Genomic DNA, 18027 nt, shown 5'->3' on the forward strand with positions numbered 1-18027 from the left:
CGACAGGAGGCCTCCGGACCGAACGAGGTCTGGGCGATGGATTTTGTCCATGACCAGCTCGCCTTGGGCAAGAAACTGCGGATCCTGACCATCGTGGATATCCATTCGCGCTATTGCCCGGCGACGGATCCACGATTTGCTTACCGGGGCGAGGACGTGGTTCAGACTCTGGAACGGGTCTGTCGGCAGATCGGCTACCCGGGGTTGCAAGGTGCGGTGGTCCCTGCAAATGCGCGCGAAGGCCGAGGCGGACGTGAAACGGGCAGCGAGGGCACTATGAAGGCCGAAGATCTGGACGTTATGGACACGAAATGCGCCTGGTGCGGGGGCGAAATGCCGATCGAGGCGCCCGCTACGGCGCGCTATTGCTGCCCTGAATGCCGATGGGCGGCAATGCAAGTCAGGCATCAGGAAAAGAACGCCAAGCGACGGGTGGCGCGTGATAAGCGTAGGGCGGTGATCGGCCCCCGGCTTTGCCTGCAATGCGGCAAGGAACTGCCCGCGAAATCCCATGCGAGAAAGAAGTTCTGCGACGATCTTTGCTGCGATGACTTCCACAATGCCAAGCGCCACGCGCGTGTTGTGGCCGAGCGGGCAGCGCTGCGCGGCGCGGCCCCCGTGCGGCATTGCGAGCATTGCGACCAGCCCCTGCCAAAGGAAGCCCCGAGCTACCAGCGGTTTTGTTCCCGGATCTGTCAGGAAGGTAAACACCCGCCTCCGGTGATCTTCAAGAGCACAAGAGCCTGACCCGCGCGCGTGTTGCGGCTGAGGAATACGATGCCGCGCAGGAACGGGGTGAGGTGGCGCCCGGCAGAACAATCCCGGATCATCCGGGCATGTTGGTAACGGAAACATGCCCCCCGCCACTGCCGCCGACCTCGGAATTCGCCGCGATGAGATCCACGAGGCCCGCAAGCTCCGTGATGCTGAAAGCGCAGAACCGGGCCTGATCCGGCGCGCACTGCCTGTTCCCCCGGTGTTCCCCCAAAGCAAAACCCCGCCTTTTGAGCGGGGCTTTATGCTGTCTAAGTCTTTGTTTTGTTTGGTGGAGCCAAGGGGAGTCGAACCCCTGACCTCTTGAATGCCATTCAAGCGCTCTCCCAACTGAGCTATGGCCCCACCGTTCGCTTCGGCGCGATCTTTTCGCCTTGCGTGAGGCGGGCTATAGAGCCCCCGGTCGGGATGCGCAAGCGGATTTTATCCTCTGCCGGACGATTCCTCGCGCTTTTGCTTCGCGGACAGTCACGCGCAGCTATTTCCTGCGGGATGATGTGGATGGTGACCCGGTTTGGATGCCTCGTAGGTGATCCGGGCGCCCGGCCAAGCCGTATCCATACCGAGAGCGCGGGAGGATCAATGGCTCAGGCGGGAATGCTCTATCTGGTGACGGCCGCGGTTTTTCTTGGCCTCGATATGATCGGTATCCGGTACATCGTGCGGCCCGTGTTCGAGCGCCATGTGGCGGCGCTGCTGGCCTCGCCGCTGCGCATCGGGCCTGCGGCGGTGTTTTACCTTGTCTATGTCGCCGGGGTGCTGTGGATGGTCTCGCTGCCCGCCCTGCGTGTGCAGCAGCCGGCGCAGGCGCTGCTCGGGGGCATGGTGCTCGGTTTTTTATGCTACGGCACCTATGAGATGACGAATTACGCCACTCTTGCCGCCTGGTCCTGGCAGCAGGTGGCGGTGGATCTGGCCTGGGGCACGGTCCTGACCGGGGTCTCCGCCTGGGTGGGCGTTGCGCTCATCTCGGGCAGGTTTACCTGAGCAGGCGCGCCGTCAGCCGCAGCGAAAGCGCATAGGGCAGGAGCCGCAGCAGCTTCATCGCCAGCGTGAGGCGCTTCGGGAAGTGGATCTCGAACTGCCGCCCCCGAAGCCCGCGTAGGGTGTGGCGCGCAGCCTCTTCCGGAGTGATCAGCCCCGGCATGCGGAACCGGTTCCGCGCCGTCAGGCGGGTGCGCACGAAGCCCGGGCACACGAGCCGCACATCCACCCGCGGCGCCAGCTCCACCCGCAATGTTTCGGCCAGATTGTTCACCGCGGCTTTCGTGGCGGAATAGGCCTGCCCGCCCGGCAGGCCGAAATAGCCCGCGACCGAGCCGAACAGTACCAGCTGCCCGCCCGGGCGCAGCAGCGGCGGGCAAAGCCGCGCGACCTCCAGCGTGCCAAGCAGATTGACCCGCACGAGAAGCTCCGCCTGCGCCGGGTCCAGCTCGGCGACAGGCCCGGGCTCATAAAGCGCGGCCGTGCAGATCACCGCATCGAAGGACGCGGCGAGGTCCGCCACAGCCTCGGCAAGCGCCCCCGGCCGGGCCAGATCCAGCGGCAGGGCCCGGGCGCCCGGGCAGTCCTGCGCCAGCGCCTCCAGAGCCTGCGCATCGCGCGCCGAGAGCACCAGCCGCGCGCCTTCGGCCGCCAGTGCCCGGGCCAGCGCCGCCCCGATCCCGGCGCTGGCGCCGATGATCCAGATGCGGGCATCCCGGCGCGGCAGCATCGCTCAGATCCGGAACATCGGCTGCAGCAGGCGCGGCAGCAGCGCATGGAACCGCAGCGGCGCATCGGTCGCGGCCAGGCAGATGCAGGGCCCCTCCGCCCCGGCGACGGGCTGATGGTCGATCCCGTCGTGCGCGGCCTCTATATCGCCGCGCGCGAAGCGGCCCTCGCAATCGGCGAAGCTGCCCTGCAGCACCAGCGTCAGCTCCAGCCCGCCGTGGCCATGCTCCGGCACCGCGCGCCCGGGCGGAATATACAGCAGCCGCAGCGACCCGCTGTCATCGGCGCTCAGGATCTGCTGGCGGATCCCGCCGCCCAGCATCCGCCAGCGCGGCGGATGGCCGCCCAATGCCGCCATCACAGGCGCCGGGAAGATGCCCGATCCGCGCATCAGGGCGGGCGGCGGCTCATCCAGCGCGCCCAGCACGCGGGCCCGGGCGCCGGCGCCAAGGGATGCGCCCTCCAGCTCTTCGAGGAAAGTGCCGCCGACGAGATCCTCCGCCTCCAGCCGTGCCCGGCAGGCATCGCAGATCGACAGATGCGCGGCCGCGACCACGGCGAAGGGATGCGGCAGGCGGCCCTCGGCATAGTCCTGCAGCAGGTGCTCGGGGATGTGATGACAGATCGCGCTCATGGCTTCAGGTCTCTCAGCTCGTGCCGCAGCCGCTCCAGCCCCAGCCGGATCCGCGATTTGATCGTGCCCAGCGGCAATCCGGTTGCCGGGCTGATCTGGCTGTGCGGCAGCTCGTCGATATAGGCCTGGCGCAGGGCGCGGCCCTGTTCGGGGCTCAGCCGCGCCAGCGCCGCGCGCAGCCGCCCCACCTCCTGTTGCAGGGCCAGAATCTGCGCGGCATCGGGCTCGGCGCCTTCAGGCTCCTCGATCGGCTCTGGCAGCGGCAGCGGCCTGCGGCGCGCAAGGTCAATCTGGCGGTTGCGGGCAATGCGGTAAATCCAGCTCTGTGCCTCGGCGCGGTGCGGGTCGAACTGCGCGGCCTTGTGCCAGACGGTCAGCATCACGTCCTGCACCACGTCCTCGGCGCTGCCATCGCGCAGCCCGCCGCGGATCAGCATTGCCTTCAGCCGCGGCGCGAAATGGTCGAACAGGCGCGCGAAGGCATCGCGGTCGCGCCGGTCGCGCACGGCGATCAGCGCGGCGGTCATCTCGCTATAGGGGCTGTCCTGCACGGGCGGGCTCTCCATGAACGCGCCAATGGTGTCGCGCTGCCGCGCCGCATTCAAGCGCGGAACGGCCCGGGGCGGATCATCGGGCTCGGCCAGAGGCAGGTTCTCGTTCATGGCAGGGATACGCAGGCGGCAGCCGGGCGGATCATTCGCCGCGGGTGATCCGCCGATGCGCCTGCTGCGTAACCTCAGAAATATCCGGGAGGACGGCCCATGGCCTTCGATCTGAGCAACGGCGCGCCGCAGCGGATCGCCATCATCGGCGGCGGTATTTCCGGGCTGGCCGCGGCCTGGCTTCTGGCCCGGCATCATGCGGTGACGCTCTATGAGGCCGAGCCGCGGCTCGGGGGGCACGCGCGCACGGTGCTGGCCGGGCGGCGGGGCGATCAGCCTGTCGATACCGGGTTCATCGTGTTCAATTACGCGAACTACCCGCATCTGACGGCGATGTTCCGCGATCTCGATGTGCCCGTCGCGCGCAGCGACATGAGCTTCGGCGTATCCTTGCAGGGCGGTCGGCTGGAATATGCGCTGCGCTCGGGCAATGCGCTTTTCGGGCAGCGCAGGAACCTGATCTCGCCGGGGTTTCACGGCATGATCCGCGATATCCTGCGCTTCAATGCCGGGGCGGAGGCCGCGGCCCAACCGGGGCAGAGCATCGCCGGGCTTCTGGCCGAAATGCGCCTCGGGCGGCGGTTCCGCGATCATTACCTCTATCCGATCTGCGGCGCGATCTGGTCCACGCCCGCGGGCGATGTCGGGGCGTTTCCGGCAGAGGCGCTGCTGCGCTTCCTGCGCAACCATGCGCTGATGTCCAAATCCGGGCAGCACCAGTGGTGGACGGTCGCGGGCGGCAGCAGGGCCTATGTCGCGCGGCTCACCGGCTGGCTCGGGCGCGAGGGGGTGCAGCTGCGCCCCGGAACGCCGGTGCGCTCCGTCCTGCGCATGCCGGATGGGGTCCGCCTGCAGGCGCAGGGCTGCGCGGCCGAAACCTATGATCAGGTCATTTTCGCCACCCATGCCGATCAGGCGCTGGCGCTGCTGGGCGATGCCGCGCCCGAGGAGCGCGCGGCGCTTTCGGCGATCCGGTTCCAGCCGAACCGCACGGTGCTGCACCGCGATGCCGGGGTGATGCCGCTGAGGCGGCGCTGCTGGAGCTCCTGGGTCTACCGCGATGGTGCGGCGCCGGGCGCGGGTATCGGCGTGAGCTACTGGATGAACCGGCTGCAGGGCATCCCGCAGGACGATCCGCTGTTCGTGACGCTGAACCCGGGCGCCCCGATCCCGGAGGAGGCGATCTACGACGAGGTCACCTTCCGCCATCCGGTGTTCGATGCGGCGGCGCTGGCCGCACAAGAGGCGCTGCGCGCGATGCAGGGCCAGCGGCGCAGCTGGTTCGCCGGGGCCTGGCTGCGCAACGGCTTCCACGAGGACGGCTTCGCCTCCGCGGTGCGGATTGCGCGGCGCCTGCTGCCACAGGAGGTGCGGCCATGACGCTCGCGGGGCGGCTTCAAGAGGGGGAGGTGCTGCATCTGCGCGCCGATGTGCGCCATGCGCGGCGCGGCGTGCTCCGCCATGCCTTCCGGTACCGGGCCGATTTCGTGCTGCTGGCGCCCGAAACCATGCGCCCGCCCGCGCTTCTGGCGCACAACCGCTTCGGGCTGATGGGCTTTCGCGACGCCGATCATGGCGGGGTGCGCGGCACCGGCCGGGGCGCGCCCTGGGCCTGGGAGCAATTCGCGGCGGCCGGGATGGCGCGGCGGCCCGGCATGGTGCTCGGCCTGCTCGCGCAGCCGCGCTTCCTCGGGCACTGGTTCAACCCGGTCAGCTTCTGGATGGTGCTGGAGGAGGACCGGCTGATCGCGGTGATCGCCGAGGTGAACAACACCTTCGGCCAGCGCCACAGCTACCTCTGCCATGCCCCCGCCTTCGCCCCGATCGCGGCCGATACGCCGCTGCGCGCGGCCAAAGTCTTTCATGTCTCGCCGTTTCAGGATGTCCGGGGCGCGTATCACTTCGGCTTCGCCCTGCACCCGGACCGCATCGCGATCCGCATCCGCCAGATCGACGGCGCCAACGGGCTGGAGGCGGCGATGTCGGGGCGGTTTTCCCCGCTCGGCAATCGTGCCATCCTGCGCGCGGCGCTCGCGCGGCCGGGCGGGTCGCTGCGGGTGCTGGCGCTGATCTATTGGCAGGCGCTGCGCCTGAAACTGAAGGGGGCCGGCTACCGGCGCCTGCCCCCCGCCCCCGAACAGGAGATCAGCCGATGAGCCTGACCACACGTTTCCTTTCCGCGCTGGAGGGGCTGGACCATGGCCGGCTGTCGCTGCGCCTGCCCGATGGTGCGACGCATCGCTTCGGGGCGGCGGGGCCCGAGGTCGATCTCGAGATCCGCGACTGGTCGGTGCTGCCGCGGCTGGCGGCGCGCGGCGATGTGGGCTTCGGCGAGGCCTGGATCGACGGGCACTGGCAAAGCTCTTCGCTGGAGGGGCTGCTCACCTGCGCGCTGCGCAACGCAGACCGGTTGCAGGGCTGGGTCGCGCCGGGGCGGCTCGCCAATCTGCGCATGGCGGTGATGGACCGGGTGCTGCGGCGCAACAGCCTGCGGGGCGCCTCGCGCAACATCCGCGCGCATTACGACGTGGGCAATGAATTCTACCAGCTCTGGCTGGACCGGGGCATGACCTATTCCTCGGCCCTGTTTGCCGAGGGCGACGATCTGGAGCGCGCCCAGGCGCGCAAGAACGCGCGGATCCTGTCGCGGCTGGCGCCCGGAGAGAGCGTGCTGGAAATCGGCTGCGGCTGGGGCGGCTTTGCCGAGGCGGCTGCGGAGCAGGGCCGCCGTGTCACCGGGCTCACGCTGTCTCCGGCGCAGAAGGGCTATGCCGATGCCCGCCTCGACGGGCGCGCCGAGATCCGGCTGCAGGATTACCGCGCCGTGACCGGCCGGTTCAGCAATATCGTCTCGATCGAGATGATCGAGGCGGTGGGCGAGCGCTACTGGCCCGCCTATTTCGCCACGCTGAAGGCGCGGCTCGCGCCGGGCGGGCGCGCCGTGCTGCAGGCGATCACCGTGCCCGATGCCGAATTTTCGCTGTACCGGCGGCGGTCGGATTTCATCCGCCAGCATATCTTCCCAGGCGGCATGCTGCCCTGCAATGCGGTGATGGCGCGCGAGGCCGCCCGTGCGGGGCTGGCGCTGGGCAACAGCTTCTCGTTCGGGGACGATTATGCGCGCACCTGCCGGATCTGGCGCGACCGGATGCTCGCCGAGGCGCCGCGGGTGCGGCGGCTGGGCTATGGCGAGCGCTTCCTGCGCGGCTGGCAGTTCTATCTGGATGGCTGTGCTGCCACCTTCGCCACCGGGCGCACCGACGTGGTGCAGCTCGAGCTCACCCATGCGGCGGGGATGGCATGAGCGCGCCCGGCATTCTCTGGCTCACCCGCGATTTTCGCCTGACGGATGCGGCGGCGCTCTGCGCGGCGCTGGCGGATGGGCCGCTCCTGCCGGTGTTCTTCGTGGACGATCTGCTGATGGCGCAGGGCTCCGCCAGCCGCTGGCGGCTGGAGCAGGCGCTCCGGGCCTTCGATGCGGTGCTGCGGCGGCGAGGCGGGCAGGGGGTCTGCGTGCTGCGCGGCGCGCCGGAGCGGATGCTGCCCGATCTTCTGCGCCGCACCGGCGCGCGCCGGGTGCATCAGGCCGACTGGCCCGCGCCGCAGATGCGCGCCCTGCAGGAGCGCGTGCGCCGCGCGCTCGGGCCGGAGGGGCTGGTGCTGCATGCCGGGCATCTTGTGGTGCATCCGCGGATGGTGCGCACGCAGCAGGGCGGGGTGTACCGGGTCTATACCCCCTTCGCGCGGGCGCTGAAGGCGGTGGGGGCGGATCGACCCGGCCCCGCGGCGCCCGCGCGCTTTGCGATGTGGCAAGGCGGGCCGGAGGGGGAGGAACTGCGCAGCCTCGATCTCGCGCCCGATATGTATCGCGGCCGCGCGGTGCTGGCGCGCTTCGCCCTGCCAGCGGGCGCAGAGGCGGCGCAGGCGCGGCTCGCGGATTTCCTGGCCCATGCCGAAGGCTATGGCACCGAGCGCGACCGGCCCGACATCGAGGCCACCTCCGGCCTGTCTGATTATCTCGCCACCGGCGAAATCGGCCCGCGCGAGATCTGGGCCACGGCGATGGCCGCGGCCGAGGCCAACCCGGCGCAGGCGGCGGGGATCGGGAAATTCCTGTCGGAGGTGATCTGGCGCGAATTCGCCTGGCACCTGCTGATCGATTTCCCGGCCCTGCCCGAGCGCGCCTGGCGCGCGGAATGGGAGGGGTTTGCCTGGCGCGCGGAAAACCCCGATCACGCCGTCTGGTGCCGCGGCGAGACCGGCGTGGCGCTGGTGGATGCGGGCCTGCGCGAAATGCGCGTGACGGGGCGGATGCACAACCGGGTGCGGATGGTGGTGGCGAGCTGGCTCACCAAGCATGCCCTCACCGACTGGCGGCTGGGCCTGCGCCATTTCGAGGACAGCCTGACCGACTGGGACCCGGCCGCCAATGCGATGAACTGGCAATGGGTGGCGGGCTGCGGGCCGGATGCGGCGCCCTATTTCCGCGTGTTCAACCCGGAGAAACAGGCCCAGCAATACGACCCGAAGGCGGCCTACCGGCGCCGCTGGCTCGCGGGCTGGATGGGCGCGCCGGGGCCGGAGGCGCGCGCCTATCTGGAGAGCGTGCCGCCGGGCTGGGCCCTCCGGCCGCTCTGGCAGCCCGTGCGCGGCGATGCGGCCCTGGCCGAAGGGCGCGCACGCGCGCTGGAGGCCTATGGCCGCTTCCGCGCCGCGCAGGACGCCTGAAGCCCCATCGCACCCCGCCTGGCGTTTGCTGGCAGACGGGGTGTGCGCTCAGAGCGGGTCGCGCCGCAGCGGCATCGTCATGCAGTGAATGGAGCCGCCGCCCGCTGCGAACTGGTCGAGGTTCGGGTCCAGCACCTCGAACCCTTCGGCCCGCATCGCGGCATTGATCCGGGCGCAGTGCCGCGGGCTCACGATGCGGTCATTGCCGAGCGCGAGCACATTGCAGGCCATGTGATGCATCGCCTCCTTGTAGCTCACCGGCAGGGTGCGGATGCCGTGGCGCGCCAGCCACTCCAGGAATTCATCGGGCAGCACGTCGGTGCAGGCCACCGCGACCTCTTGGTTCAGCATGCAGAAAATCACGTCCAGATGCAGGAAATGCTCGCCGAAGGGCACGGCGATGGCCTCCCATCCCTGCTCCCGGAACCAGGCGCAGAGCTGTAGCGCGCCCGATTTCTCCGTGCGCCCGCCGGAATAGCCCACCGCCATGAGGTTGCGGCCGATGACATGGATATCGCCGCCCTCCACATTGCCCTGGCTCGCCACCTTCCAGCGCGGCACGCCGAGCTTTTCATAAACGGAAAGGATCTCGCCCAGCTCGCCGCGGCGCTGGGGGCGCTCCATCTGCGTGATCATCACCCCCCAGGGCGTCATCTGCGAGCTGTCGCGGGTATAGATCTGATAGGGCAGGCCCTCGGTGGGGGTCAGGTAGTGCCGGGTCACGCCGGCCGTCTCCAGAGCCGATTCCATCTCCGCATATTGCGCCATCAGGGTCTGGCGGTCCGCCTGGCGGCCCTCATCGAGCGTCCGCCGCGCGATGTCGTTCGACGGGATCCATTCATAATGGTCCGGGCGGCACAGCAGCACGTCCCGCAAAACGCCGGTTTCCGAGGAGATCGCCCAGGTCATCATCCAGATCCTTTGTTGGTACAGGGCCTGAATAGCGCGGATGATGCTTTCGATGAATTACGTTCTATCATAGCTTACTTTGGTATTTCTGAAGTTATCGGGGCGGCTCATGACCTTCGACGCGATGGACCTGCGGATGCTGCGCGTGTTTCAGGCGGTGGTGGAGGCGGGCGGGCTTTCGGCGGCGCAGGGCGTGCTGAACCTGTCGCTCGCCACCATCTCCACGCAGCTTTCCGCACTGGAGACGCGGCTCGGCGTGCGGCTGTGCCGGCGCGGGCGCGGCGGCTTCGTGCTCACGCCGGAGGGCCGCGCCGTCTATGAGGAATATGGCCGGCTCGCGGGCTCCATCGGCCAATTCGAGGCGCGGGTGCGGCGGCTGAAGGGCGAGCTCACCGGCACCTTCGCCGTGGGCCTCGCCGACAATACGATCTCCGATCCGGCGGCGCCGCTGGAGCGGCTGTTTGCCCGCTTCGCCGATGCCGCGCCTCGGGTGACGCTGTCGCTCGTCACCCGGCCGCCACATGAGCTGCTGCGCGACGTCGTTTCGGGGCAGCTTCAGGCGGCGATCGCCAGCTTCCCGAAGGTCGCGCTCGGGCTCGCCTACCGCGATCTCTATGCCGAAACTCAGGGCTTTTACTGCGGCGCCGCGCACCCGCTCTATGCGCAGGAGCGGGTGGAGATCGAGGACATCCAGCGCCACCGCATCGTCGCGCGCGATTACTGGGGCTCGCGCGACATGAAGATCTTCGCGATCCCGGCCCCGCGCGCGGTGGTGAACGATATGGAGGCGGGGGCGCGGCTGATCCTGTCGGGGCGGTTCTTGGGCTACCTGCCCGGGCATTACGCGCAGCCCTTCGTGGCGGCGGGGCGGATGCGTGCGCTGCGCCCCGACCTGCTGGCCTATACCGCGCCGTTTCAGGCCGCCTATGACGACACCAGCCGCAAGAATGGCATCCTGCCGCTGTTCCTGCGGCTGTTGGCGGAGGTGTTCCCGGGCTAGGCGCCCTTCGCGCGCAGCCAGTCGTCGATCAGCTGCCGCAGCCGCGCGCCGGAGAACGAGGGGAAATGCCCGCCATGCACCACCCGCGCGGGCAGATCGCGCAGCCGCCGCAGGGAGGCCACATATTGCGCCTGCTCCCGCGCGCTTTCGCCCTCGATCAGCGGGCCGTCATAGAGGATATCGCCCGAAATCAGCACGCCCGAGGCCGCCTCCCAGAGCGCGATGCCGCCCGGTGAATGGCCCGGCGTGTGGATCACCTCGAAATGGCGGTCGCCGAGGTCGATGATATCGCCATCGTGCAGGATCCGCGTGGCGGGGGCGGCCGCCACGGTATAGCGCGCAGAGTGATAGGGCTCGGGCGGCAGCGCATCGAAGATGGTATCGGCCACATAGCCCGCGGCCACGGTGTTTTCGCGGGTGGGTGCGGCCAGAATATCGGCTTCGGCCGCATGGCAGAGCCGGCAGGGGAATTCGTGATGGCAGCCGATATGGTCGAAATGGGTATGGCTCGCCACCGCGTCCAGCGGCCGTTCGCTCACCAGCGGCACCCAGGCGTGCAGGCTGACCACGCCCATGCCGCTATCGACCAGCATGTCGCGCTCGCGCCCGCGCACATGCCAGATGTTGCAGCGGTAGAATTCCTGGATGAAGGGCTCGTCGATATGGGTGATGCCATCCGCCACCGGGCGGATGCGGTACCAGTCGGCGGGGGGGATGCGTCTCATGCGGCCTCTGCGGGTAGCACCACGGGGTTGCTGGCGAACAGCGCCACCTCGGCGCCCGGGGCCGGAGCATGCCCCTGCGGCAGATGCGCCACAAGCGGCATTTCGGGCGCCGCCACGGGGCGGAAATGGCAGCGCAGATAGGCGCCGAAGAACGACGCTTCCTCCAGCCGCGCGGGCCCGAGCGGCAGCTCCCCCGCAAGCCCCACCGATTCCGGGCGCAGGCACAGCACGCCCGTGGGCAGCGGCAGCGGGCCGAGCGGCGTCTGCCCGCCCGCGGCCACCGGGATCCGGTTCACCTCGCCCATGAAATTCGCGGTGAACAGCGTGGCCGGGCGCAGATATACCTCTTCGGGCGTGCCGCAATGCTCGATCCGGCCCTGATTCATCACCACGATCCGGTCGGCCACGGCCATCGCCTCTTCCTGATCGTGGGTGACATGGACGAAGGTGGTGCCGACCCGGCGCTGGATCGCCTTCAGCTCCTCCTGCATCTGGCGGCGCAGCTTCAGATCGAGCGCGCCCAGCGGCTCGTCGAGCAGCAGCACCTCGGGCGAGACCGCCAGCGCCCGCGCCAGCGCGACCCGCTGCCGCTGCCCGCCCGAAAGCTCATGCGGCCGCCGCCCGGCCTTGTCGGCGAGGCCCACCATCTCCAGCATCTCCCCGGCCTTCGCATCACGCGTGCGCCGGCCCACGCCGCGCATCCGCAGCCCGAAGCCCACATTGTCGCGCAGCGTCATATGCGGAAACAGCGCGTAATCCTGGAACATGGTGGTGGTGGGGCGGTCCTTCGGGGCGACGCGGGTCATGTCGCGCCCGCCGATCAGCACGCGGCCCTCGCTCGGCGTGAGGAAACCGCCGAGGATCGAGAGCAGCGTGGTCTTGCCGCAGCCGGAGGGCCCGAGCAGCACGATGAATTCGCCCGCATTGATGGTCAGATCCACGCGGTGCAGCGCGGTGAAGGTGCCGAAGCTGTGCTTCACGGCCTCGAAGGTGACGTCGGCGGTCATGTGCGCGCCTTTCTGAACAGGGTGAGCTCCAGCGCCACGACGATGGCGATGGAGACCAGAAACACCAGCGCGCCGATCGCATTGGTGCGCGGCGAAAGGCCCGAGCGCAGCATCGACCAGATCTCTACCGGCAGGGTCACGTCGAACCGGGTGAGCAGGAAGGCCACGATGAACTCGTCCCAGCTGAAGGTGACGGAGAGGAAAAAGGCTGCGGCCAGCGCCGGCGCCAGCATCGGCGCCGAGATCAGCCACAGCACGCGCCATTCGGAGGCGCCAAGGTCGCGCGCGGCGCGCATGGCGTTCTTCTGATGCTCGCCCATCGCCGCGTAGAGGATGGAGAAGCACAGCGGCAGGTTGATGACGACATGGCCGATGGCCGTGGTAAGCAGCGAGGGGCCGAGGCCCGCCTGGCTGAACATCTGCAGCAGGCCGAGCCCGATGATCAGCGTGCTGACCGTCATCGGCGCGACCAGCAGCCCGCGCATCAGCGCGGAGCCGGGCAGCGCCACCCGCGCAAGCCCCGAAGCCGCAAGAAAGCCCAGCACCAGCGCCACCGCCGAGGAGCCGAGCGCCACCAGCGCCGAATTCCCGAGCGCCGCCATCAGCTTGCGGTCCGACAGCACCTCCGCATACCATTTCAGCGTGGCGCCCCGGAACGGCGGCACCGGCAGCCGCCCGTCCTGGAATGAAAACACCACCAGCACCGCGACGGGCAGCAGGATGAAGGCAAAGGCCGCCACCAGATAGGCCCAGGACAGGATGCGCATCAGACCCGCTCCATCCGCAGCCAGCGCGCGCAGGCCGCATAGGCCAGCGTCACCAGCGCCATCAGCACCACCGACAGCGCCGAGGCCATCGGGTAATCCCCGCGCCGCCCGAGCTGCAGCATGATCAGCTGCGGCAGGCCGAGCTCGTTGTTGCCGCCGAGGATCTGGGGCGTGATGTAATCGCCGATGCAGAGCACGAAGGTCAGGAAGGCGCCCGTCACCACGCCGGGCAGGGTCAGCGGCAGGATCACCAGCCGGATCACCTGCCAGCGGCTGGCGCCGAGGTCCTCCGCCGCGCGGGCATAATTGGGCGAGAGCTGGACCAGATTGGCATAGATCGTCAGCGTGAGCAGCATGACGAAGAAATGCACGAAGCCGATCACCGTGGCCGCGCGGGTGGCCATGATCTGCACCGGCTGCGCGAGCAGGCCAAGGCCCACCAGCGCGTTCATCACCACGCCCTTTTCGCCCAGCACCAGCGCCCAGGAATAGGAGCGCACGACATAGGACGTCCAGAATGGCAGCACCGCGACCAGAAGCGCCAGCCGCCGCCAGCGCGCGGGCACCCGCGTCGCGATGATCCAGGCCAGCGGCCAGGCCAGCAGCACCGAAAGCACCGTGACCATCAGCGTGGTCTCCAGCGAGACCCGGATCCCGCGCAGGAACGAGGGATCGCCGAAGATGCGCGCGTAATTGCCCAGGTCCGGGCCCGGGACCAGCGCGCGGCCGTCCAGATGTGCGAGGCTCATCCAGACCATCGCCGCGAAGGGCAGCACGAAGAAGGCCGCCGTCCAGGCCAGCGCCGGGGTGACCAGCGCCAGCCCCTGCCGGCGCTCCTGCCGCTCGATGCTCATCTCAGTGCTGCAGCATGTCGGTCCAGAGGTCCTGCATCGCGCTGTCGGTGGCCGCATCCGGCACCGGATAAAGCTGTGCGCGCTGCAGATAGGCCTCCTGGTCGTCCCACCGCAGGATCGCCTTCTGCTCCGCGCTGAGATGGTCTCCTGCCTTGCGGTTCGCGGGCATCCCCCAATAACACGACGAGGTCGCGAGCCGCGCCTGCCCCTCGGGCGAGGTGATGTATTTCACGAAGTCGAGCGCCAGCCCGGGCTGCGTGCTGTCCTTCAATACGGCGATCGATTGCGCCCAGACGAGGCCGCCTTCCGCAGGGATGGTCCAGTCCAGATCCGGGTTTTCGGAATGCAGCACCGCGGTGAGCCATTCGCCGCCGCCCACCAGAATGTCCACCTCGCCGGTGGCGAGCGCCGTCTGGCTGCCGACCACGTCGGAGACCTGCTTCGAGGCCTTCTTCAGCGCGAACAGGGGCTCTTTCAGCCCCGCCAGCGCCGCCGCATCCAGGTCCTTGGTGGCCACCCCCTGCGCGAGGCCCACCAGCCCCTCCACCGGCAGGTAGTAATCATAGACCGCGATCCGGCCATCGTATTTCCCGGACCACAGCGCCTTCAGGCTCTTCATGTCCTCCGGGTCGACCTTGGCCTTGTTGTAGGCGATGGTGTTGTAGCCGAATTTCTCGGTCACAGCATAGGTGGTGCCATCCACGGTGTTGTTCTTGTCCAGCACCAGCTGCGGGAAGAAATCCGCCGTGGCCATTTCATTGGCGGGCAGCGGCGCAAACAGGCCGCGCTCCACCGCCCGGCCCACATCGACCGCGTCGATCACCATCACGTCCCAATCGCCGGGCTGCGATTGCTCCAGAATGGTCAGCCCGGAGGCGGTGCCTTCGAATTCCTTGGTGTTGACCCGCACGTTGTGCGCCTTCTCGAAAGGCTCGAGCAGCGCCGGATCGGCATGGTCGCACCAGATCAGCGCGTTCAGATCCGCCGCATGTGCGGGCAGGGCGAGGCACAGCGCCGCGGCGGCGCAGGTCGTGGTCAGCTTCATCTCGGTCTCCTGTTGGTGCGGGCGCGTCTGTGCGGCCCTTTCTGACAAAAAACTTGAACGCGTTCATTTTTGCAGTCAATAATAATTTTGAAAGACAGGGGGATCGGTATGGCCGGACTGCGCGAGAGACAGAAAGCCCGCCGCAACGACCGCCTCCTGCAGGCGGCGAGCACGCTTTTCGGGCAGATGGGCTATGACGCGGCCCGAATCGACGCGATTGCCGAGGCGGCCGAGGTCTCCGTCGGGACCTTCTACAATTACTTCGAGAACAAGGCCGATCTGCTGCTGGCGATCGTGGGGATGGAAGTCGAGGAGGTGCTGCACCAGGGCGAGGCGGTGGTGGCCGCGCCGCCCGGATCGGTGGTGGAGGCGCTCACGCAGCTGGTGTTCACCTATTACGACCATTCGCTGGTCTATCTGACCAAGGAGATGTGGCGCACGGCGATGGCGATGGCGATCCAGCATCCCGAAACGCCGTTCTCGCGCCGCTATCACGATCTGGATCAGCGGCTCGCGGCGCAGGTGGTGGCGATGATGCGGGCACTGCAGCTGCGCGGGGCGCTGCCCGCCCGGGTGGATGCCGGGGCGATCGGGCTGATGCTGTTCAACGATCTGAACGCAACCTTCACCCTGTTCGCCCTGCGCGAGGAAATGACGCTCGGCGCGCTGAAGGCGGAGCTGCGCGGCCGGATCGAGGCGCTGGTGCGGCTGATCGGCTAGCGCCCGCTCGCCTCCAGGAATTCGAGAACCGTGCGCAGCGAGGCCGCGACATGGCTGCGCATCAGCCGGTGCGCCTCGGTGCCGTCCTGCGCCTGAATCGCGGCCAGTATGGCGCGATGTTCCTCCTGCGAGGTGCGGATCCGGTCGGCCCGGTGGCGGAACTGCGCGCGCCGCCAGGGCATGGTGCGCAGCTCCAGATCTTCCAGCAGATCCGCAAGGATCGGGTTGTGCGCGCCGATGCGCAGGATGCTGTGAAAGCGGGTGTTGATCTCGGCGTAATCCGCCGTGGGATCTTCGCCCTGTTCCACGATCTGTTGCAGCGATTGCCGCTCCAGCTCGCTCATCCGCAGCGCGGCGAAGCGTGCGACCAGAGCCTCGATCTCTCCCATCGTCTCGAACAGCGCATGCAGCGTGGCCGGGTCCATCTTGCGCACGATCACCGCGCGCCGCGGGCCGCGCTCCACCAGGCCCGCCGCCGTCAGCCGCTGCAGCGCCTCGCGCACGGGGGTGCGCGAGACGCCGAATTCCTCCGCCAGCGGAATTTCGTTCAGCACGTCCCCCGGAAGGTACTTCCCCTCAACGATGCCTGTAATCAGTGCTGAGTGCACGTCATCTGCATATCTATTGTTCAATTGCATGCTTAACATCTCTGCTGGATATCTTTCACTGTATTTGTATACATATCTATGGTGCCTTGCTCCACAAGAAACCGTGACGCCGCGCGGAAGGCTGCAAGCGGATCATTTCGTGGAACCAGGGCAAGGAAGATGGAAGACATGACGGATATCGACCACAAGCGCATTCTCGCAGATCGCCTCGCGGCGCGGTTTGGCCGGCGCAGCGTCCTGCTGGGCATGGGGGCGGGTGCGGCCGCGGCGATGATGGGCGGGCTGCCGATGCCGGCCGCCGCCGCCCAGGCCGGGCATATCAAGATTGCCGCGCTGAAGCATATCGATACGCTGGATCCGCATTTCACCTTCTTCCTTTCGGCCGTGCAGGTGATCAACAATATCCACAGCGGCCTGCTGAAAGTCACCTATGATGGCACGAAGGTCGCCTTCGTGCCCGATCTCGCCGAAACCTGGACGCTGGAAGACGACAAGACCCATCTGTTCAAGCTCCGCCCCAACGTGAAATTCCACGACGGGACGGCCTGCGATGCCGAGGCGGTGAAATTCTCGCTGATGCGGGTGAAATCGGGCACGCCGGCCTCGCCGCATGCCTGGAAGCTCGCGCTCCTGTCCGAGGTGGAGATCGTCGATCCGCTGACCGTGCGGCTGAAATTCTCGGAGCCCTACGCCTTCCTGCCGGTGGCGCTCACCGGCTCCACCGGCCGCGCCGGGACGATCGTCTCGCCCGCAGCGGTGCAGAAATACGGCATGGATTACGGCCGCAACCCGGTCGGCACCGGCCCGTTCCGGTTCGTGTCCTGGAAGGACAACGATTCGATCGAGCTGGAGGCGAACCCGGATTATTTCGAGCCCGGCCTGCCGAAGCTCGCCAAGGCCTCCTTCGTGATGATCGACGAACCCGCGACGGCGGTTGCGGCGCTGATCTCGGGCCAGGTGCACGGCATGAACGATTGCCCGATGCAGCTGGTGAACCAGGTCAAGGCGATCCCGACGGTGGACATGTATGGCGAGATCGAGGGCAACTACACCTATGTGGGCATGAACACCCGCAAGCCCCCCTTCGACGACGTGAACCTGCGCCGCGCGGTGGCCTTCGCGATCGACCGCGAGACGCTGCTGAAACAGGCCTATTTCGGCGTGGCGAAGCAGGCCTACACGCCGATCTCGCCGCCGATGACCGGCTTCTACGACCCCGACATCGCCAAAAGCGGCCGCGGCCAGTTCTTCGACCTGGCCAAAGCCAAGGAATTCCGCGCCAAGGCCGCGAACCAGGGCGAGATCGAGGTGACCTATATCATGGCCGAGCGCGGGCCGGTCGGCACCCGCGTGGCGCAGGTGGTGGCCCCGATGCTGGCGCAGATCGGGATCAAGGTGAAGCTGGAGCTGCTGGAGCCCGCGGCCTGGGTGCAGCGCATGAAGGACGGCAATTTCGAGATGCTGGACTTCGACTGGGTGGCGGATCTCGACCCCGATGAAACCCTCTATCCGGAGTTCAAGTCGGGCGGATCGTGGAACTACTGGGGCTGGGCCAATCCGAAGTTCGACGAGCTCTGCGCGCAGGCGCAGAAGATCCTCGACGTGCCCGCGCGCGCGAAGCTCTATTACGCGGCCGAGGATATCCTGATGGACGAGGCGCCGGTCGCGATGCTCGCCCACATGCCGATCTACAAGGTTTTCTCAAAGAAGGTGCAGGGCTTCGAATATGTCCCGTGCGACCTCGTGAACCTGCATACCGTGAGCCTCGCCTGATGCTGAACTGGGCCGCCGCCAAGATCTTCCAGACCGCGGTCGTGCTGCTGATCGTTTCGGTGGCGAGCTTCAGCCTGCTGAAGCTCGCGCCGGGGGACCCGGTCATGC

At 68.1% G+C, this 18027-nt stretch carries 18 protein-coding genes, 1 tRNA gene and 1 pseudogene; 9 read left to right on the forward strand and 11 right to left on the reverse strand.

The annotated features are described in order from the left end of the window. A pseudogene (locus ACOMG5_RS03650) lies at positions 1-201 on the forward strand (DDE-type integrase/transposase/recombinase); the annotation flags it as partial. A gap of 842 nt (positions 202-1043) precedes the next feature. Here ACOMG5_RS03650 and ACOMG5_RS03655 read toward each other — a convergent pair. Continuing rightward, positions 1044-1119 (reverse strand) — tRNA-Ala (locus tag ACOMG5_RS03655). A gap of 237 nt (positions 1120-1356) precedes the next feature. Here ACOMG5_RS03655 and ACOMG5_RS03660 point away from each other — a divergent pair. Next, the gene (locus ACOMG5_RS03660; RefSeq protein ID WP_420342425.1) at positions 1357-1761 is read left to right on the forward strand and encodes a DUF2177 family protein; all 405 of its coding nucleotides are present in this window, start codon (positions 1357-1359) and stop codon (positions 1759-1761) included. Here ACOMG5_RS03660 and ACOMG5_RS03665 read toward each other — a convergent pair. Genes ACOMG5_RS03665 through ACOMG5_RS03675 form a run of 3 tightly spaced genes read right to left on the reverse strand, consistent with a single transcriptional unit; the run spans position 1754 to position 3687 of the window. Beyond that, on the reverse strand, positions 1754-2488 hold the full coding sequence (locus ACOMG5_RS03665; protein WP_420342426.1) for an SDR family NAD(P)-dependent oxidoreductase: 735 nt from the start codon (positions 2486-2488) through the stop codon (positions 1754-1756). The two genes, ACOMG5_RS03660 and ACOMG5_RS03665, sit on opposite strands and share 8 nt — an antisense overlap. 3 nt (positions 2489-2491) lie before the next feature. Continuing rightward, positions 2492-3121, reverse strand: coding sequence for a ChrR family anti-sigma-E factor (locus ACOMG5_RS03670; RefSeq protein WP_420342427.1), 630 nt, complete (start codon positions 3119-3121; stop codon positions 2492-2494). Continuing rightward, the gene (locus ACOMG5_RS03675; protein WP_420342521.1) at positions 3118-3687 is read right to left on the reverse strand and encodes a sigma-70 family RNA polymerase sigma factor; all 570 of its coding nucleotides are present in this window, start codon (positions 3685-3687) and stop codon (positions 3118-3120) included. The genes ACOMG5_RS03670 and ACOMG5_RS03675 overlap by 4 nt, the downstream gene beginning before the upstream one ends. A gap of 195 nt (positions 3688-3882) precedes the next feature. On the opposite strand from ACOMG5_RS03675, the gene ACOMG5_RS03680 reads away from it, so the two are divergent. The 4 genes from ACOMG5_RS03680 to ACOMG5_RS03695 are packed head-to-tail and all read left to right on the forward strand — an operon-like array spanning position 3883 to position 8511. Beyond that, complete coding sequence (locus ACOMG5_RS03680) at positions 3883-5163, forward strand: NAD(P)/FAD-dependent oxidoreductase (protein WP_420342428.1); 1281 nt, start codon at positions 3883-3885, stop codon at positions 5161-5163. Continuing rightward, entirely contained in the window at positions 5160-5939 is a 780-nt protein-coding gene (locus tag ACOMG5_RS03685) for a DUF1365 domain-containing protein (RefSeq protein WP_420342429.1), read from the forward strand. Before ACOMG5_RS03680 ends, ACOMG5_RS03685 begins: the two co-directional genes overlap by 4 nt. Next, entirely contained in the window at positions 5936-7087 is a 1152-nt protein-coding gene (locus ACOMG5_RS03690) for a class I SAM-dependent methyltransferase (protein ID WP_420342430.1), read from the forward strand. Before ACOMG5_RS03685 ends, ACOMG5_RS03690 begins: the two co-directional genes overlap by 4 nt. Next, positions 7084-8511 carry a cryptochrome/photolyase family protein gene (locus ACOMG5_RS03695; protein WP_420342431.1) on the forward strand — a complete coding sequence of 476 codons (1428 nt, stop codon included), beginning with the start codon at positions 7084-7086 and terminating at the stop codon, positions 8509-8511. The genes ACOMG5_RS03690 and ACOMG5_RS03695 overlap by 4 nt, the downstream gene beginning before the upstream one ends. A gap of 48 nt (positions 8512-8559) precedes the next feature. On the opposite strand, the gene ACOMG5_RS03700 is transcribed toward ACOMG5_RS03695, so the two are convergent. Beyond that, complete coding sequence (locus ACOMG5_RS03700) at positions 8560-9420, reverse strand: dimethylarginine dimethylaminohydrolase family protein (RefSeq protein WP_420342432.1); 861 nt, start codon at positions 9418-9420, stop codon at positions 8560-8562. 109 nt (positions 9421-9529) lie between these two features. Between ACOMG5_RS03700 and ACOMG5_RS03705 the strand changes: the two genes are divergently transcribed. Then, the gene (locus tag ACOMG5_RS03705) at positions 9530-10420 is read left to right on the forward strand and encodes a LysR family transcriptional regulator (RefSeq protein WP_420342433.1); all 891 of its coding nucleotides are present in this window, start codon (positions 9530-9532) and stop codon (positions 10418-10420) included. On the opposite strand, the gene ACOMG5_RS03710 is transcribed toward ACOMG5_RS03705, so the two are convergent. Genes ACOMG5_RS03710 through ACOMG5_RS03730 form a run of 5 tightly spaced genes read right to left on the reverse strand, consistent with a single transcriptional unit; the run spans position 10417 to position 14818 of the window. Next, entirely contained in the window at positions 10417-11145 is a 729-nt protein-coding gene (locus ACOMG5_RS03710) for an MBL fold metallo-hydrolase (protein WP_420342434.1), read from the reverse strand. The genes ACOMG5_RS03705 and ACOMG5_RS03710 overlap by 4 nt on opposite strands. Then, positions 11142-12152 (reverse strand): ABC transporter ATP-binding protein, encoded by a 1011-nt coding sequence (locus ACOMG5_RS03715; RefSeq protein WP_420342435.1) that lies wholly within the window; start codon positions 12150-12152, stop codon positions 11142-11144. Before ACOMG5_RS03715 ends, ACOMG5_RS03710 begins: the two co-directional genes overlap by 4 nt. Then, positions 12149-12919 carry an ABC transporter permease gene (locus ACOMG5_RS03720; protein WP_420342436.1) on the reverse strand — a complete coding sequence of 257 codons (771 nt, stop codon included), beginning with the start codon at positions 12917-12919 and terminating at the stop codon, positions 12149-12151. Before ACOMG5_RS03720 ends, ACOMG5_RS03715 begins: the two co-directional genes overlap by 4 nt. After that, a complete protein-coding gene (locus tag ACOMG5_RS03725; protein WP_420342437.1) occupies positions 12919-13773 on the reverse strand; it encodes an ABC transporter permease in 855 nt (284 codons plus the stop codon). Before ACOMG5_RS03725 ends, ACOMG5_RS03720 begins: the two co-directional genes overlap by 1 nt. Position 13774: 1 nt before the next feature. Next, positions 13775-14818 (reverse strand): polyamine ABC transporter substrate-binding protein, encoded by a 1044-nt coding sequence (locus tag ACOMG5_RS03730; protein WP_420342438.1) that lies wholly within the window; start codon positions 14816-14818, stop codon positions 13775-13777. Between the two features lie 108 nt (positions 14819-14926). Here ACOMG5_RS03730 and ACOMG5_RS03735 point away from each other — a divergent pair, with 108 nt between their 5' ends. Continuing rightward, a complete protein-coding gene (locus ACOMG5_RS03735; RefSeq protein WP_420342439.1) occupies positions 14927-15538 on the forward strand; it encodes a TetR/AcrR family transcriptional regulator in 612 nt (203 codons plus the stop codon). Here ACOMG5_RS03735 and ACOMG5_RS03740 read toward each other — a convergent pair. Further along, positions 15535-16146, reverse strand: a complete 612-nt coding sequence (locus ACOMG5_RS03740) for a GntR family transcriptional regulator (RefSeq protein WP_420342440.1) — start codon at positions 16144-16146, stop codon at positions 15535-15537. The genes ACOMG5_RS03735 and ACOMG5_RS03740 overlap by 4 nt on opposite strands. 168 nt (positions 16147-16314) lie before the next feature. Here ACOMG5_RS03740 and ACOMG5_RS03745 point away from each other — a divergent pair, with 168 nt between their 5' ends. Further along, positions 16315-17919, forward strand: coding sequence for an ABC transporter substrate-binding protein (locus ACOMG5_RS03745; protein WP_420342441.1), 1605 nt, complete (start codon positions 16315-16317; stop codon positions 17917-17919). The last annotated feature ends 108 nt before the right edge of the window (positions 17920-18027 follow it).

It is taken from the genome of Paenirhodobacter sp., assembly GCF_041916475.1.
GTDB lineage: Bacteria > Pseudomonadota > Alphaproteobacteria > Rhodobacterales > Rhodobacteraceae > Rhodobacter.